This is a genomic window from Leucobacter holotrichiae (assembly GCF_055791005.1).
Genome location: NZ_JBVUAC010000003.1, coordinates 188609 through 204266, shown reverse-complemented (window position 1 = coordinate 204266; position 15658 = coordinate 188609). Strand labels below are relative to the sequence as shown.

At 71.0% G+C, this 15658-nt stretch carries 11 protein-coding genes; 10 read left to right on the top strand and 1 reads right to left on the bottom strand.

Going from position 1 to position 15658, the window contains the following annotated elements; all coding sequences use genetic code 11:
* Positions 1-56 precede the first annotated feature (56 nt).
* The 3 genes from AC0KXF_RS06275 (at position 57) to AC0KXF_RS06265 (ending at position 6296) form a co-directional block, all read left to right on the top strand.
* Positions 57-2894: an MMPL family transporter gene (locus AC0KXF_RS06275; RefSeq protein ID WP_473108345.1), complete on the top strand. Its 2838-nt coding sequence runs from the start codon at positions 57-59 to the stop codon at positions 2892-2894.
* Positions 2891-5080, top strand: a complete 2190-nt coding sequence (locus tag AC0KXF_RS06270) for a YhgE/Pip domain-containing protein (protein ID WP_473108344.1) — start codon at positions 2891-2893, stop codon at positions 5078-5080. Before AC0KXF_RS06275 ends, AC0KXF_RS06270 begins: the two co-directional genes overlap by 4 nt.
* A 253-nt stretch (positions 5081-5333) precedes the next feature.
* A complete protein-coding gene (locus AC0KXF_RS06265; RefSeq protein WP_394358285.1) occupies positions 5334-6296 on the top strand; it encodes a quinone oxidoreductase family protein in 963 nt (320 codons plus the stop codon).
* Positions 6297-6326: 30 nt separating this feature from the next.
* Here the strand turns inward: AC0KXF_RS06265 and AC0KXF_RS06260 are convergent, their stop codons facing one another.
* The gene (locus AC0KXF_RS06260) at positions 6327-7142 is read right to left on the bottom strand and encodes a BtpA/SgcQ family protein (protein ID WP_473108343.1); all 816 of its coding nucleotides are present in this window, start codon (positions 7140-7142) and stop codon (positions 6327-6329) included.
* A 128-nt stretch (positions 7143-7270) separates the two neighbouring features.
* Between AC0KXF_RS06260 and AC0KXF_RS06255 the strand changes: the two genes are divergently transcribed.
* The 7 genes from AC0KXF_RS06255 to AC0KXF_RS06225 all read left to right on the top strand — a co-directional run bounded on the left by AC0KXF_RS06255 (position 7271) and on the right by AC0KXF_RS06225 (position 15658).
* Entirely contained in the window at positions 7271-8041 is a 771-nt protein-coding gene (locus tag AC0KXF_RS06255; RefSeq protein ID WP_473108342.1) for a DeoR/GlpR family DNA-binding transcription regulator, read from the top strand.
* A 228-nt stretch (positions 8042-8269) separates the two neighbouring features.
* Complete coding sequence (locus AC0KXF_RS06250; RefSeq protein ID WP_473108341.1) at positions 8270-9310, top strand: substrate-binding domain-containing protein; 1041 nt, start codon at positions 8270-8272, stop codon at positions 9308-9310.
* Between the two features lie 69 nt (positions 9311-9379).
* Positions 9380-10894 carry a sugar ABC transporter ATP-binding protein gene (locus AC0KXF_RS06245; RefSeq protein ID WP_473108340.1) on the top strand — a complete coding sequence of 505 codons (1515 nt, stop codon included), beginning with the start codon at positions 9380-9382 and terminating at the stop codon, positions 10892-10894.
* A complete protein-coding gene (locus tag AC0KXF_RS06240) occupies positions 10891-11970 on the top strand; it encodes an ABC transporter permease (RefSeq protein ID WP_473108339.1) in 1080 nt (359 codons plus the stop codon). Before AC0KXF_RS06245 ends, AC0KXF_RS06240 begins: the two co-directional genes overlap by 4 nt.
* Complete coding sequence (locus tag AC0KXF_RS06235; protein WP_473108338.1) at positions 11960-13066, top strand: ABC transporter permease; 1107 nt, start codon at positions 11960-11962, stop codon at positions 13064-13066. Before AC0KXF_RS06240 ends, AC0KXF_RS06235 begins: the two co-directional genes overlap by 11 nt.
* A gap of 19 nt (positions 13067-13085) precedes the next feature.
* Complete coding sequence (locus AC0KXF_RS06230; RefSeq protein WP_473108337.1) at positions 13086-14594, top strand: FGGY-family carbohydrate kinase; 1509 nt, start codon at positions 13086-13088, stop codon at positions 14592-14594.
* Entirely contained in the window at positions 14591-15658 is a 1068-nt protein-coding gene (locus AC0KXF_RS06225; RefSeq protein WP_473108336.1) for an aminopeptidase, read from the top strand. Before AC0KXF_RS06230 ends, AC0KXF_RS06225 begins: the two co-directional genes overlap by 4 nt.

Genomic DNA, 15658 nt, shown 5'->3' with positions numbered 1-15658 from the left:
TCGATGCATCCGTGTATCGAACCGCGTCAGCCCGCTCGCGCCACCGGAAGGCCCGCATGTCCACACTGCTCTACGCCCTCGGACGCTGGGCGGCCCGCGCCCGAGTGCTCGTGCTCGTGCTCTGGATCGCCCTGCTCGCGTTGCTCGGCACGGGCGCCGCGCTCTTCGGCCAGGGCGCGAACGCACCGATCACGATCCCCGGCACGGAGTCGCAGCAGGCGCTCGACGAACTCGGCCGCACCTTCCCCGAGGTGAGCGGCACGAGCGCCACGATCATCGTGGTCGCGGCAGACGGGGAGCGGGTCGACGATTCGGTCTACGAGCGCATCATCGACGACGCCGCCTCGGCACTCGAGGACGTGCCGAGCGTGACCGCCGTGCAGACGCCCTTCAGCGACCAGGCGAGCGGCGGCCTCGCGGACGACGGCAGCGCCGCGCTGATCACGGTGCAGGTCGAGGGAGATATGTCCACGGTGCCCGACGCGACCGTGGAGGGGATCGAGCGGGCCACCGACGAACTTCGGGATCGTCTGCCCTCCGGCGCTGAGACCTCCTACGGCGGCGAGATGTTCTCCGCGGCCGTGCCGGGCATCAGCCCGACCGAGGCCGTCGGCGTGGTGATCGCGTTCGTGGTGCTGATCCTCACCCTCGGCTCGCTCATCGCTGCCGGTATGCCGCTGCTCATCGCGATCATCGGCGTCGGGGTCTCGATTGCGGGCCTCTTCCTGGTCACCGCGTTCGCCGACCTCACCTCGACCACCCCGATGCTCGCCCTCATGCTCGGCCTCGCCGTGGGCATCGACTACACGCTCTTCATCGTGAGCCGGCACCAGGAGCAGCTGCGGGCCGGCGCCCAGGTCGAGGAATCGATCGCCCGCGCCACCGCGACCAGCGGATCGGCCGTGGTGTTCGCCGGCCTCACCGTCATCATCGCCCTCGTGGGCCTCGCGGTCGCGGGGATCCCGTTCCTCACCGCCCTCGGCGTCGCCGCGGCCGCGGCGGTCGCGGTGGCAGTGCTCATCTCGGTGACGCTGACGCCCGCGATCATGGCGATGGTGGGCATGCGGATCCTGCCGAAGAAGCAACGGCGCGCGCTCGCCTCCGCTGCCGAGCAGGCCCGCGAGCTCGCGCAGGATGACGCGATCTCCCACACCCCCTCCCGCGCCGACCGGTTCTTCGCCGGGTGGGTGCGCGCGGTGACGCGGCGGCCGATCCTCACGATCGTCGCGGTGCTCGCCGCGCTCGGCCTCGCGGCCGTGCCCGCGCTCGACCTGCGGTTGGCCCTGCCGAACGCGACCTCGCTGCCCGCCGACGATCCGGCCCGCGTCACCTACGAGCTGACGGGGGAGCACTTCGGCGAGGGCCACAACGGCCCGCTGCTGCTGACGGGTTCGATCATCACGAGCGAGGATCCGCTCGGCCTCATGGACGACCTCAAGCGCGAGGTCGAGCGAGTGCCGGGCGTGGCCGATGTGCCGCTCGCGACCCCGAATCAGGGGGCCGACACCGCCATCATCCAGGTGGTGCCCGAGGCGGGGCCGCACTCCGAGAGCACCGCCGATCTGGTGCACACCCTGCGCGAGCACCACGACGAGTGGCTGCACGAGTACGGCGTCAGCCTCTCCGTCACCGGGTTCACCGCGGTCGGCATCGACGTCTCCGAGATGCTGATGCACGCGCTGCTGCCGTTCGGCGTGCTCGTGGTCGGGCTCTCGCTGATCCTGCTCGCCATGGTCTTCCGATCGGTGTGGGTGCCCGTCAAGGCGACGCTCGGTTACCTGCTCTCGGTGGGGGCGGCGTTCGGCGCGGTCGTCGCGGTGTTCCAGTGGGGCTGGCTCGCCGATGCGCTGCACGTCAGCTCGACCGGGCCGGTGCTGAGCTTCATGCCGATCATCCTCATGGGCGTGCTCTTCGGCCTGGCCATGGACTACGAGGTGTTCCTCGTCTCGCGCATCCGCGAGGAGTACGTGCACGGGGCCTCCGCCCGCGACGCGATCAGCCGGGGCTTCGTGGGGAGCGCCAAGGTGGTCACCGCGGCGGCGCTCATCATGTTCGCGGTGTTCGCCGCGTTCGTGCCCGAGGGCGACCCGTCGATCAAGGTCATCGCGCTCGGGCTCGCGGTGGGCGTGTTCGTCGACGCGTTCATCGTGCGCATGACGCTCGTGCCGGCGGTCATGGCGCTGCTGGGCGACCGCGCCTGGTGGATGCCGCGCGGGCTGTCGCGGGTGCTGCCGGCGTTCGACGTCGAGGGCGAGGGCCTCGCGCGGGAGATCGAGCACCGGGAGTGGCCGGCCGATATGCCGCACGCCGTCATCGCGGCCGAGCGGCTGGGACTGCGCGGCGCGCCGGCGCTGCCGACGCTGCGGGTGGCTCCCGGCGAGGCGCTGCTGCTCTCGCCGCGCGATCCGCTGTCGCTGCCGCTCGCCGAGACGCTCACGGGGCGCGGACCCATCGTGACCGGCACCGTGAAGGTCGACGGGCTGCTGCTGCCCGAACGCGCCGCGTCGTTGCGCGCCCGCTCGGCCTGGGCGGATCCCGAGTCGCTGCGCGAGGCGCTGCGGGATCGGCCCACGGTACTGCTGCTCGATCTGCGTGCGGGGGCTGCGCGCCCGATGCCGCTCCCGCTCGTCGAGAGCGCGCACTCCGCGCTCGCGGCGGCGCATATCGAGGGGAGTCGCGGATCGGCGCCGCCTCCCACGGTCATCGTGCTCGGCCCGCGCGAGCTCGCCGAGCGGCTGCTGCCCGCAGGCACGGTGCTCGTCGAGCCGGTCGCGGCGGGTGCAGTCGCGACCGCCGCTCCCGCCGCGGGCGATGCCGCAGGCGACGATCCTGCCTCGCCGAGCCCGGCCCGGCCCGCCGCCGACACCACGACTCTGGAAGGAACCGCACGATGAGCCTGCCGCTCACGCCCCTCCGGGGCCGCAAGCCCGTTCACTGGACCACCGTGCTCGGGCTGCTGCTCGTGCCGCTCACCGTCGCGGGCCTGCTGCTGTGGGGTCTGTGGAACCCCACGGAGCGCCTCGACACGGTCACCGCCGCCGTCGTCAACCACGACGAGCCGGCCGAGGTCGACGGGCAGCTCGTGCCGCTCGGGCGCGTGTTGGCGGGCGAGCTGATCGGATCCGCCTCGCCCTCCGATCCTCCCGGAGAGAGCGGCTCGGGTTCCGACACCGACGAACCCGCGAACTTCACCTGGGTGCTGACCGACGAGGACGACGCCCGGCAGGGGCTCGACGACGGCCGGTACTCGACCGTCGTCACGATCCCCGAGAACTTCTCGGCCGCCGCGACCTCGCTCTCGAGCGGGCCCGACGACGCCGAGCAGGCGCACATCGACATCGCGGAGAGCGACCGCGGGCGGCTCATCGACACCGCCCTGAGCGGCATCGTCACGCAGACCGCGACGAGCGTGCTCAACCAGCAGCTCGGCTCGCAGTTCGTGGGCGGCGTGTTCGTCGGCATGAACGAGCTGCACGGCGGCATCGGCGAGGCGGCCGACGGGGCGGCGCAACTCGCGGACGGCGGTGCGCAGCTCGCCGATGGCGCGGGATCGCTCGCAGAGGGCGCCGCCCAGCTCTCCGAGGGCACGCAGCAGCTTTCCGCGGGCGCCGGCGAGCTGGCATCGGGCGCCGGCCAGCTGTCGGCCGGCGTGGGAGCGCTGTCGGGCGGCGCCGGCGAACTCGCGACCGGAGCCGCGGGCCTCGCCGACGGGGTCGGCCGGTACGTCGACGGAGCCTCGACGCTCGCGCAGTCCTACGCCCCCCTCGAGCAGGGTACGGTCGCCGCGGCGACGCAGCTGAAGACCCTCGTCTCGGCACTCGGCCGGCTGCAGGTCGACGCCGCGGAGCCTCAGTCCCAGCTCGAGAGCGGGATGACGGCGGCGGGTGCGGCTGCGGCAGGGCTGGGCGAGGATCTCGGCACCCTCTATCCGCAGTGCCTCGCGTCGGGTGCGACGCAGGAGTTCTGCGACAGCATGCTCGCGACGCTGCAGACGCGCGCCGGCGAGATCGGAGCTGGGCTCTCCACCGCTCAGACAGGGGCCGAGGGCCTCGGAAGCGCCATGACGACGCTGCAGGGCTCCGTCGGGGGCGGGCAGCCCGGCGGCGGCGATCCGACCGCGCAACTCGACCAGCTCATCGCCGGCACCGGCGAGTTCGGCCGCGGCCTCGAGTCCTTCGCCGCGCAGGGCGCCGACCTCTCGGCGGGCGCGTCGCAGCTGGCGGACGGCTCCGCCGAGCTCTCATCGGGCACCGCGCAGCTCTCGGAGGGAGCCTCGGGCCTCGCCTCGGGGGCCTCGCAGCTCGCCTCGGGCACCTCCGAGCTCGCGGCCAACGCCCCCCAGCTCGCGGAGGGGGCATCGCAGCTCGCCGAGGGGACCGAGCGGTCGGCCAGTGGCGCGGGCGACCTCGCCAGCGGTCTCGACGAGGCCGTGAACGGGATCCCGAACTACACCGAGGCCCAGCGCGACCGTCTCGCCGAGACCGCGGTCGCGCCGGTGGAGGCGCGCGGCGTCAGTGACGAGCTGTTCAACGCCTCGGGCGTGCCGCTGTTCGCGGGGATCGCGCTGTGGGCCGGGGCGCTCGCCGCATTCCTCGTGTTCGCGCCGCTGTGGCACCGCACGCGCGAGGCAGCCCGCGGAGTCGGGTGGATCACGCTGCGCAGCGCCGCGCCCGCCGTCGCGCTCGGCGCGGTGCAGGGTTCCATCGCGGGGATCGTGCTGCCGCTCGCGCTCGGCTACGAGCTGGGGCGCGGCGCGGCCTTCTTCGGGCTCGCGCTGCTGGCGGGGGTCGCGTTCGCGCTCGTGGTGCAGGGGCTATCCGCGCTGCTGGGCGGCTTCGGCCGGTTCGTGGCGTTCGTGCTGCTCGTGGTGGCGTTCGCGGTGGGCATCGTGTCGACCGTGCCGGGCCCGCTCGCCGCGGCCGGCGACGCGAGTCCGATCGGGGCGGTGCTCGAGGGCTTCCAGGCGATCGCGACGGGCGCCTCGGGGGCAGGGATCGCGGCGGTGGTGCTCGCGCTGTGGGCGCTGGGCGGGCTGGTGCTCACCGTGCTCGCGGTCGCGCGGGATCGGCGTCGCGCCTGAGCGGGCGAGGGCCCCGGGCTGCGGCCCGCGGTTCCAGTGGCGATTGCGGCCCACGGCCCGCTTCGTGTTCTAAACGGCCCCGCGCCTGGGCGCCACCGCTCGAGATACGGATCTCGCATGCCTGCCCGCGGGTGGCGCTGCGAAATCCGTACCTCGAGGGGGATGGAGGCTGGGTGAGGCGGGACACGACTTCAGGTGGGTCCGAGCTCCGGGTGCGCATGTCAGCGGGCGGGCGTAGGGTCGGGGTATGACTATGCGAGCGATCACTGCGGAGCAGAGCGGCGGGCCCGAGGTGCTGAGGATCACGGAGGAGCCGGATCCCCGGCCGGCGGCCGGTGAGCTGCTCGTCGAGACCGCGGCCACGGGCGTCAACTTCATCGAGACCTACCAGCGCTCCGGCCTGTACCGGGTGGAGTTCCCGTTCACGCCGGGCGCGGAGGCCAGCGGCAGGGTGCTCGAGGTGGGCGAGGGCGTCGAGGGGTTCGCCCCCGGCGACCTGATCACCACAGCCGAGGCTCGGGCGACCTACGCCGAGCGCTTCGTGGTCTCGGCGGACGCTGCTGTCGGCGTACCCGACTCGGTCTCGGCTGAGACCGCCGCGGCTCTCCCGCTGCAGGGCCTCACCGCGCACTACCTCGCGACCTCCGCCGCGAATCCGCGGGAAGGCGAGACGGTGCTCGTGCACGCGGGAGCCGGCGGCGTCGGCCTGCTGCTCACCCAGCTGCTCACGGCTCGCGGGGTGCGCGTGATCACCACGGCCTCCACACCAGAGAAGCGCGACCTCAGCCACGCCGCGGGGGCGAGCACCGTGCTCGACTACGAGGGCTTCGCCGACCGGGCACGCGAGCTCACCGACGACGAGGGCGTCGCCGTCGTGTACGACGGGGTGGGCAAGAGCACGTTCGACGACTCGCTGCGCGCACTGCGCGTGCGAGGCGAGCTCGTGCTGTTCGGCGCGGCGAGCGGCCCGGTGCCGCCGTTCGATCTGCAACGGCTCAACTCCGGCGGATCCCTCTCGGTCACCCGCCCCTCGCTCGGCCACTTCCTGCGGACCCCCGAGGAGCGGGCGTGGCGCTACGGCGAACTCTTCGATGCGATCGCGGCCGGCCAGCTCGACGTGCGCATCGGCGCCCGCTTCCCGCTCGCGGAGGCGGCCGATGCGCACACGGCGCTCGAGTCGCGCGCCACGACCGGCAAGGTGATCCTCGAGCCGTGAGCGAGGCCGGCGCGCCCGCACACGGAGGCCTTACAGCGCCTCGCGGAAGCGGCGCGCCTCGCCCATCAGTTCCTGCACGCGTGAAAGATCGGCCTCGTTCTCGAAGACGCCGTCGCGCTTGAAGAATGTGCCGATCACGGCGCCGTCAGCCACGGCGAGCTGCTCGGCGACGTTATCGGCGCGCACGCCCGTATTCACGAAGACGGGCGTGTCGCCGGCGTTCTCCTTCACGACCGAGAGGGACTGGGTGTCGGTCGGCGCCCCTGCGGTGAGGCCCGAGACGCAGAGCGCGTCGGGCTTGCATGCGAATACGGTCGATCGCGCGATCGAGGCGAGGTCGCGGTCAGCCAGGTACTTCGCAGATTCGGGCACGATATTGAAGAGGAGCTTGACGCCCGCCGCTCCGATGCGGTGACGGTGGCGAGCGACCTCGCCGACGTTGGTGTTCCAGAGCCCGAAGTCGCTCGCGTAGACCCCGGTGAAGATCTCGCGCACGAACTTCGCGTCGGTCGCCGTCGCGAGATCGACGGAGGCCCGTCCGTCCCAGAGCACGTTGACGCCGTAGGGCACCGCGAGTTCGTTCTGCAGCTCGCCGATGACCCGGGCCATGGTCAGGGCCGTGATGGGTTCGGTCTTCGTCAGGTACGGCAGGCTGAACTCGTTGGAGATCAGGACGCCGTCCACTCCGCCCTCCTGCAGTCTGCCGAGTTCGCGCTTCGCGCGGTCGACGATCGCCGAGACGCCGGCAGCGGAGTCGAAGCCCGGATCTCCCGGCAGCGCTGCGAGGTGCAGCATCGAGATGACGGGTTTGCGAGTGCCGAAGACGTCGGGGAGCCAGTCGGTCATTGTTCCTCGTTTCAGTAAGTGGACAAACGTGAAGAGAAGTGTGAATAATTCACGTGAATACAATCACAAGTGACTCAATAACACAATCCGCTGCCATATCCTTGGAGAGGACTAACGGGAGGCCTGGCATGGAAGCGCAGGAGCGGCGGGATCTGATCGAGCGACGCATCCTGTCGGACGGAGAGGCGAACTTCAAGACTCTTTCGCAGGAATTCGGCGTCTCCGAGATGACGGTGCGCCGCGATCTTGAACTGCTCGAGCAGTCGGGCAGCGTGCGCCGCATCATGGGCGGCGCGATCGCCGTGCACGGCACCGCGGTCGAGCCGGGGTTCGACGCCCGGGCGCTCGTGAGCGCCCGGGAAAAGGTGGGGATCTCGATCGCCGCCGTGGAGCATCTCATCCCGGGGGAGACCGTCGTCCTCGACAGCGGCAGCACGGCCCTGGCGGTGGCGCGCACCATCGTCGGCCGCGGCCTCGGCCTCACGGTGGTCACTCCGAGCATTCTCGTGGCTGCCGAGCTCCACAATGAGCCCAATACGACGATCCTCGTGACGGGCGGCACCGTGAGGCCCGGAGAGCTGAGTCTCATCGGGGCGGAGTCGGTCGCGGCGTTCGAGCGCTACAACTGCGATGTCTACATCATGGGTGTCTCCGGGGTCGACGGGAAGCGCGGGCTCTCCGACTACAGCAACGAGGAGGCCGCGGTGAAGCGCGCGGCCTTGCGCGCCGCTGAGCGCGTCATCGTGGTCGCGGACGCCTCCAAGCTGGGTCGGGTCCATCTCACCAACGTGGCGCAACCGGGGGAGATCGACCTGCTGATCACCGACGGTCCGGCGGATCATCCGGCCCTCGCCGGACTGCGCGCTGCCGGCGTGACGGTGGAGTGCGTCACCGGCTGAGGAGCTGAGAGCCTCTGCGCGTGCGGGGGCCGGATGCATCGTGCCGTCTTCGCGGCGGAGGTGGCCCGTTGCGGTGCCGAGCGGGACGCCGCTGACACGGGTGCGAATGGAAGAACCGCCGGGACTCGTGTTGACAACGTCGAGGTGCGAGCTTTACTCTTCCCAGGCAATGAGATTTTGTACCAGTTTTACGGAATCCTGATGGAAACTCACACAAAGGGGTGTCAGATGCGGCGCAGATGGGCAGCAGGAATCAGTATCGGAGCGATCGCGGCGCTCGCATTGACGGGCTGCGGTCAGGTCGGCGGCGGCTCCGCCGAGGGGTCGGGCGACGGCGGGTCGCAGAAGGACGGCCCCCTGACGATGGTCACGGTCGTGAAGGTCTCGGGGGTCGGATGGTTCGACCGTATGGAGGTCGGCGTCGACGAGTACGCGGAGGAGAGCGGGAACGACGCTCGCCAGGAGGGCGCGGACGACGCGAGCCCGGAGAAGCAGATCCAGATCATCCAGGATCTGATCCCCCAGGCGCCCGCCGCGATCACCGTCGTGCCCAACTCGCCCGAGGCGCTCGAGAACGTGCTCGGCCAGGCGCGCGATCAGGGCATCGTCGTCGTGGCCCACGAGGCGGCGGGCATCAAGAACGCCGACATCGACATCGAGGCCTTCGACAACAAGTCGTACGGCGCGCAGATCATGGATAACCTCGGCGAGTGCATGTCCGGCGAGGGCGAGTACGTCCAGTTCGTCGGCGGTCTCACCGCGAAGACCCACATGGACTGGGTCGGCGGCGCCTACGAGCAGCAGCAGGCTGATTTCCCCGACATGCAGCGGGTCGAGGATCCGGTGGAGAGCAAGGAGGACGAGAACGTCGCCTACCAGCGCACCAAGGAGCTGCTCGCGAAGTACCCGGACCTCAAGGGCATCCAGGGGTCTGCCGGCACCGACGTCGCCGGCGCGGCGCGCGCCGTCCAGGAGGCCGGCCTCGCAGACCAGGTCTGCGTGATGGGCACGAGCATCCCGTCGGTTGCGAAGAAGTACCTCTCGGACGGCTCGATCGACAAGATCTTCTTCTGGGATCCCGCGATGGCGGGCAAGGCCCAGCTCAAGATCGCGGAGATGCTGGTGAGCGGCGAGAAGATCGAAGCGGGCACGGACCTCGGTATCGAGGGCTACGAGTCCCTGCAGCCCCTCGAGGGATTCGACAACGTGTTCGTCGGTGACGCGGCTGTCATCGTGGACGCGGAGAACGTCGACGAGTACGACTTCTGAGTCGGCCCGTCAACTGCAGAGTGACGCGCGGGGCCGGGCGGAGGCCCGGCCCCCGACCGAGGAGATCCGATGACCACTGATCGAGACCCCGCCGGGGTCCCTCCCGTGCTCGAGGTGCGCGGCGTCAGGAAGACGTTCGGCGGCGTGGTGGCGCTCGACGGGGTGGGGATCGCCCTCCGCCCCGGCGTCGTCCACTGCCTCGCGGGCGAGAACGGCTGCGGCAAGTCGACGCTCATCAAGATCATCAGCGGCGTGGAGTCCTCCGACGTCGGTGAGATCCTGATCGACGGCGAACCGGTGCCCCGGATGACGCCGACGCTGGCCATCCGCGCCGGCATCCAGGTGATCTACCAGGACTTCTCGCTGTTCCCGAACCTCACGGTCGCCGAGAACATCGTGCTGCCCGCGGCCATCGCGACGCGCAGCAAGCTCTACCGCGCGAAGCGCTTGCGACCGGAGGCCGACCGCATCGTGGGGGAGCTCGGCCTGACCCTCGACCTCGACGAGGAGGTGGGGCGGCTCTCGGTCGCCGACCGCCAGCTCACCGCGATCTGCCGAGCGCTCGTGCAGGACGCGCGCGTCATCTTCATGGACGAGCCGACGACGGCGCTCACGCACTCAGAGGTGCAGCGGCTCTTCGCCCTGGTACGCCGGCTGCAGAGCCGCGGGGTCGCGCTCGTCTTCGTGAGCCACAAGCTCGAGGAGGTGCTGTCGGTCTCGCAGGAGGTGACGGTGCTGCGGAGCGGTCGTCTCGTCGCGCATGGCACCGTCGACGAGTTCGACGTGCGCTCGCTGACCGAGGCCATGACCGGCCGCCAGGTCGACGACTCGCGCGCCGTCGTCGAGGTCGATCCCGACGCCGAACCGCTGCTGCGCGTCGACGGCCTGACCCTCCCCGGAGCCTTCGCCGACGTCACCTTCGATCTCCGTCCGGGCGAGGTGCTGGGGCTCACCGGCCTCCTCGGCTCCGGCCGCGGCGAGATCGCCGAGGCGCTCTTCGGCGTCCTGAAGCCCGAGTCGGGTACCGTCGAGCTCGCGGGGGCGCGTGTGCGTCCCGGCAGCATTCAGTCGTCCATCGCCGCGGGCTTCGGGTACGTGCCCGAGGACCGGCTGACGCAGGGGCTGTTCCTCGACAAGCCGATCTCGGACAATATCATCGCGAGTTCCCTCGGCGAGCATGCGCGTGGAAAGGTCTTCCTGAGCGGCAAGCGCACCGCGGCGACCATCGCGCGTCTGTTCGAGCGGCTGCGCATCAAGGCTCCGAGCGTGGCCGCGCCCGTGCGCTCGCTCTCGGGCGGCAACGCTCAGCGCGTCGTGCTCGCCAAGTGGCTGGCGACCCACCCCCGGGTGCTGATCCTGAACGGCCCCACCGTCGGCGTCGACGTCGGTTCCAAGGAGGAGATCCTCCAGATCCTGCGGGAGGCGGCCGCCGGGGGCATGGGCATCATCATGATCTCGGACGACGTCCCGGAACTCGTCTCCATCTGCCACCGCGTGCTCATCGTGCGCCGCGGGGAGATCGTCGGCGAGTTCACCGACGACCGCATCGACACCCATCGGATCCAGGAGGTGATGGCGGCGTGAGCGCCTCATCGCGAACCGGCCGCGCCAGGCTGCGCACCTCGAAGCTCTCGAGCGAGCTCGTGCTCGTCGGCATCATCCTGCTGCTCGTCGTCGTGATGAGCCTCGTGAACCCGACGTTCTTCACCGTCCACACGCTCTTCTCGATCCTCCGCTCGGCGCTCGTGCCGATGGTGCTCGCGCTCGGCGTCCTGCTCGTCATTATCTCGGGCGGGATCGACGTCTCGTTCCCCGCCATCGCGATCTTCGCGGCGTATACGACCGTGTTCCTCGCCCAGCAGGGGCAGTTCGATCCCGGTCTCTTCGGCGTCCTCGCGATCGCGATCGCGCTCGGCGCCCTGCTCGGCCTCGTGAACGGCGCGGTCATCGCGAGGTTCAGGCTGCCGACGCTCATCGTCACACTCGCGACCCAGGGCATCTTCAAGGGGGTGCTGCTCGCCTACATCGGTTCGCGCTACATCGCGGAGCTGCCGGAGAGCCTCTCCCGGCTGTCGACGTCGAGCCTCATCGCGATCGAGAGCACCCGATCCTATCTCCCGCTGGCGACGCTCCCCGTGGTCATCCTGGTCGTCGCGGTCGCCCTGCTGCTCGGCAAGACGATGTTCGGCCGCGGCCTGTACGCCATCGGCGGCGACATCGAGGGTGCGCGCCGCGCGGGTTTCCCCGTGGTGCGGTACCAGGTGCTGCTCTACGTGCTCGCCGGCGGGATCGCGGCGGTCGGCGGCCTCATCCACGTGGTGCTCGGGCAGAACGCCAACCCGCAGGATCTCGTCGGAACCGAGCTGGACGTCATCGCGGCCGTCGTGCTCGGCGGCGCATCGATCTTCGGCGGCCGCGGCAGCGTCGTGGGCACGGTGCTCGGCGTACTGCTCGTGCAGATCATCAACAACAGCCTGATCCTCATGGGGGTTCCCACAGCGTGGCAGCGCGCCGCCGTCGGCGTGCTGCTCGCCCTCGGCGTCGGCGTGCAGGCCGTCATGGCCAAGCGGGCGGCGAAGCGCACGTTCGTGCTCGATACCACCCCGTCCGGCGAGGCGGATCCCGGCACCTCGAAGAAGGAGGCGACCCATGTCGACTGAACGGGGCACCGGGGGCGTCGCCCGGTTGAACGCGGATGTCGATCGTGCGACGCGGTCTCTGCTCGGTCGGATCCACGTCGAGCGCGGTATCGGCCGCATGGTGGTGCTGCTCGTCATCGCGTTCGCGTTCTTCGCGGTGCTCAAGCCCGGGATCTTCCTGAATCCGCTGAATCTGCAGAACCTGATGGTCGCGTCGCCCGAGATCGGGATCCTCGCCGTCGCGATGGCGTTCGCGATGATGACCGGCGGTATCGACCTTTCCCTCGTCGCGATCGCGAACTTCACCGCGGTGACCGTGAGCACCGTCTACTCCGCTGTCGCCGCGGGCGACCCGGCGAGGGCCGAGGGCCTCGCGCCTCTCATCCTGCTGCTCGGGATCGCCGTCGGGCTCCTCGGCGGCCTCGTCAACGGTTTCCTCATCTCGACGGTCGGCATCGCACCGATCCTCGCCACGCTCGCGACGATGCAGATCTTCAACGGCATCGCGATCGTCTGGACCGGGGGGAAGACGCTCTACGGCGCCCCGGAGGCCCTCGCCGCGATCGGAAAGTCGACGGTCGCGGGCATCCCGGTGCTGTTCCTCATCTTCCTCGTGCTCGCGCTGCTCATTGGGGTGCTGCTCTCGCGCACCCCCTTCGGGCGCCGCACGATGCTGCAGGGGGCCAACGGCGTCGCGGCGCGCTACTCGGGGATCCGCAGCTCGAGCGTGCTCTACGGCACCTACCTTTTGACCGGCCTCCTCGGAGGCTGCGCGGGGCTCGTCTTTCTGGCGCGCAACCCGACCGCGAGCGCCGACTACGGCAGCTCGTACGTGCTGCTCGTCATCGTCATCGCGGTACTCGGCGGCACGAACCCGATGGGCGGCTATGCGACGGTGACCGGCGTGGTGCTCGCGACGCTCGTGCTGCAGGTCGTCCAGTCGGGGTTCACGGCTCTGCGCCTGTCGTCCTACGAGTACGCCATCGCGCAGGGCGTGATCCTGATCGCGGTCATGGTGGTAGATCAGGTGCAGCTGCGCCGGCGCCGACGTCGCGCTCCCGGCACGCAGACGAGCATCATGGCGGCAGTCGCGGCCGGCGGACCGGCTGAGAAATGACCGCGGGACGGAGGAAGCTATGACCCGGCTGCTCATGGGGATCGACATCGGTACGTATGAGACCAAGGGCGTGCTGGTCGACACAGACGGAACCGTGCGAGCCGAGGCGCGAACGCGGCACGGCATCAGCACGCCGCGGCCCGGGTGGGTCGAGCACGACGCCGAGGCCGTGTGGTGGACCGACCTCGTCGAGGTGGCCCGGAACCTCATGGCGCGCGTGGCGGAGGACGACGAACTCATCGGCCTGGGTTGCAGCGCGATCGGCCCCTGCGTGCTGCCCGTCGACGAGGAGCTGCGCCCGCTGCGGCCCGCGATCCTCTACGGGGTGGACACGCGAGCCGCCGCGGAGATCGCCGAGCTCGAGGAGCGGCTCGGGCGCGAGGAGATCTTCCGGCGCTCGGGCAACGCGCTGACGAGCCAGTCGGCCGGGCCCAAGATGCTGTGGATCGAGCGGAACGAGCCCGAGGTGGCGGCTCGCACCCGCTGGTACCTCACGAGCCAGAGCTTCCTCGTCGCCCGGCTGACCGGACGGGTGGTCGTGGATCACGCGACGGCCGGCTACACCCACCCCTTCTACGAGCTCGCCGAGCTGCGCTACAACTGCGACGGGCTGGAGGGCACCGTGCCGTCCGAGAAGCTTCCCGAGACCGCGTGGTCCTCCGAGCTCGCGGGCGGAGTGACCGCCGCGGCGGCCGTGGCGACGGGCCTGCCCGAGGGGCTCCCGGTCGTCGTAGGGACCACGGACTCTCCGGCGGAGGCGGTCGGGGCCTCGGTCCTGGTGCCGGGCGACCTGATGCTGCAGCTCGGCTCCACCGGCTACCTCATCCGGATCGAAGACCGCCCGACGACGAGCGACGTGCTCTGGGCCGCGCCCTGGGTGCTGCCCGGCCGCTTCGTGCTGGCGGCGGGAACCTCCACCGGCGGCACGGCCACGCGCTGGATCGCCGACCAGCTCGATCTCGATCGCGGTGACGGCGACGCAGCGCTCTTCGGCCGCCTCATGGAGCTCGCGGAGGCGGCGCCGGTCGGCGCGGGCGGCGTGCTGCACCTGCCGCACTTCAGCGGGGAGCGCACTCCCTTCCACGATCCGGATGCCCGAGCCGCCTTCGTCGGCATCGGCCTCGGCACGGGGCGCGCCGAGCTCGCCCGGGCGGTGTCGGAGGGTGTCGGTCACTCGATCGCGCTCGCGCTCGAGGCCCTCGTTTCGGCGGGACGCGGCGAAACCCGCATCGTCGCCGTGGGCGGAGGCGTGAAGAACCCCATCATCACCCGCACGATCTGCGACGTGACGGGCCGCGACCTCGCGCTTGCGCAGACGCTCGGCGCCTCGTACGGCGACGCGATCCTCGCGGGTATCGGAGTGGGCACCATCACGGAGGAGGAGGGATCGGCTTGGCCGGGGTTCCTGCCGCCGGTGACGGCAGGCGACGAATCGGATCCCGCGGTGGCGACGATCCGCGCCGCCAACGAACGCTTCCAGCGTACCTACTGGGCGCTCCGCGCGGCCAAGGAAGGAGAGACCCCATGAGCCGGTGGCCCGAACTGGCGGCGCACCTCGCGCGCGTGAACGAGGTCGGACCGGGAACCCGGGTCGGCGTCTTCGCGACCACCGTCGGCGTACTCGACGCGGTGGCGGCCTTCGTCGAGGAGGTGTACCGGTTGGGCGGCGTGCCGCAGGTGCTGCTGACGGAGGAGCGCTACGACCGCTTCGCGCTCGCGCACGCCGACGAGGAGACGCTGCGGACTCCCGCGCCGCTCGAGCTCGCGTCGATGGAGTGGGCCGACGTGCACGTCTCGTTCCGCGGGATGGAGCCTCCGGCCGAGGAGATCGACGGCGCGCGGCTCAGCCTGCAGCGCGAGGCCAAGGGCGTGATCTCGACGGCCAGGTGGCAGGGCACACGGTGGACGCTGGTCCGGATCCCGAGCGCCGCGTGGGCCGAGCTCATCGGTGTGCCGGTGGATCAGCTCGAGCGGGAGTTCTTCGCGGGGACGCTGGCCGACTGGGAGGCGCACCGCGCCCACCTCGACCGCCTCTGCGCGCGGCTGGACGACGCCCGGGTGATGCGCATCGTCGACACCGACACCGACCTGCGGCTCGACTGCAGCGGACGCACCTGGGTGCCGTTCGCCGGCGAGGCCAATCTGCCGGACGGCGAGGTGGCCACGGCGCCCCGCGAGGACGGGGTGGACGGACACATCTCGTTCCCCGGCAGCTTCTGGTTCGGAGGGGCGCGCATCACTGATCTGCGACTCGAGTTTGCGGGCGGCAGCGTGGTGGCCGCCGCGGCCGCCGAGGGCGGCGACTTCGTGGATCGCGTGCTCGCGGCGCCCGGGGCGCGGGTGGTCGGGGAGCTCGGGATCGGCACCAACCCGAGCATGCGCACGATGACGGGCGACCTGCTGCTCGACGAGAAGATCCTCGGCACGGTGCACATCGCACTGGGGCGCTCATACCCCCAGTGCGGAGGCCGTAACGAGTCCGCGATCCACTGGGACATCGTGAAGGACCTGCGGCCGTCGGGCCGCCTGGAGGTCGACGGCGAGGCGCTGATCGACGGCGAGGACTACGCGCCGGTGCTGGCCGGCGAGTGA

What these genes read in the sequence shown, in the direction of transcription:
- AC0KXF_RS06275 (WP_473108345.1), top strand. Translation starts at nt 57, where the DNA reads ATGTCCACACTGCTCTACGCCCTCGGACGCTGGGCGGCCCGCGCCCGA.
- AC0KXF_RS06270 (WP_473108344.1), top strand. Translation starts at nt 2,891, where the DNA reads ATGAGCCTGCCGCTCACGCCCCTCCGGGGCCGCAAGCCCGTTCACTGG.
- AC0KXF_RS06265 (WP_394358285.1), top strand. Translation starts at nt 5,334, where the DNA reads ATGCGAGCGATCACTGCGGAGCAGAGCGGCGGGCCCGAGGTGCTGAGG.
- AC0KXF_RS06260 (WP_473108343.1), bottom strand. Translation starts at nt 7,142, where the DNA reads ATGACCGACTGGCTCCCCGACGTCTTCGGCACTCGCAAACCCGTCATC.
- AC0KXF_RS06255 (WP_473108342.1), top strand. Translation starts at nt 7,271, where the DNA reads ATGGAAGCGCAGGAGCGGCGGGATCTGATCGAGCGACGCATCCTGTCG.
- AC0KXF_RS06250 (WP_473108341.1), top strand. Translation starts at nt 8,270, where the DNA reads ATGCGGCGCAGATGGGCAGCAGGAATCAGTATCGGAGCGATCGCGGCG.
- AC0KXF_RS06245 (WP_473108340.1), top strand. Translation starts at nt 9,380, where the DNA reads ATGACCACTGATCGAGACCCCGCCGGGGTCCCTCCCGTGCTCGAGGTG.
- AC0KXF_RS06235 (WP_473108338.1), top strand. Translation starts at nt 11,960, where the DNA reads ATGTCGACTGAACGGGGCACCGGGGGCGTCGCCCGGTTGAACGCGGAT.
- AC0KXF_RS06230 (WP_473108337.1), top strand. Translation starts at nt 13,086, where the DNA reads ATGACCCGGCTGCTCATGGGGATCGACATCGGTACGTATGAGACCAAG.
- AC0KXF_RS06225 (WP_473108336.1), top strand. Translation starts at nt 14,591, where the DNA reads ATGAGCCGGTGGCCCGAACTGGCGGCGCACCTCGCGCGCGTGAACGAG.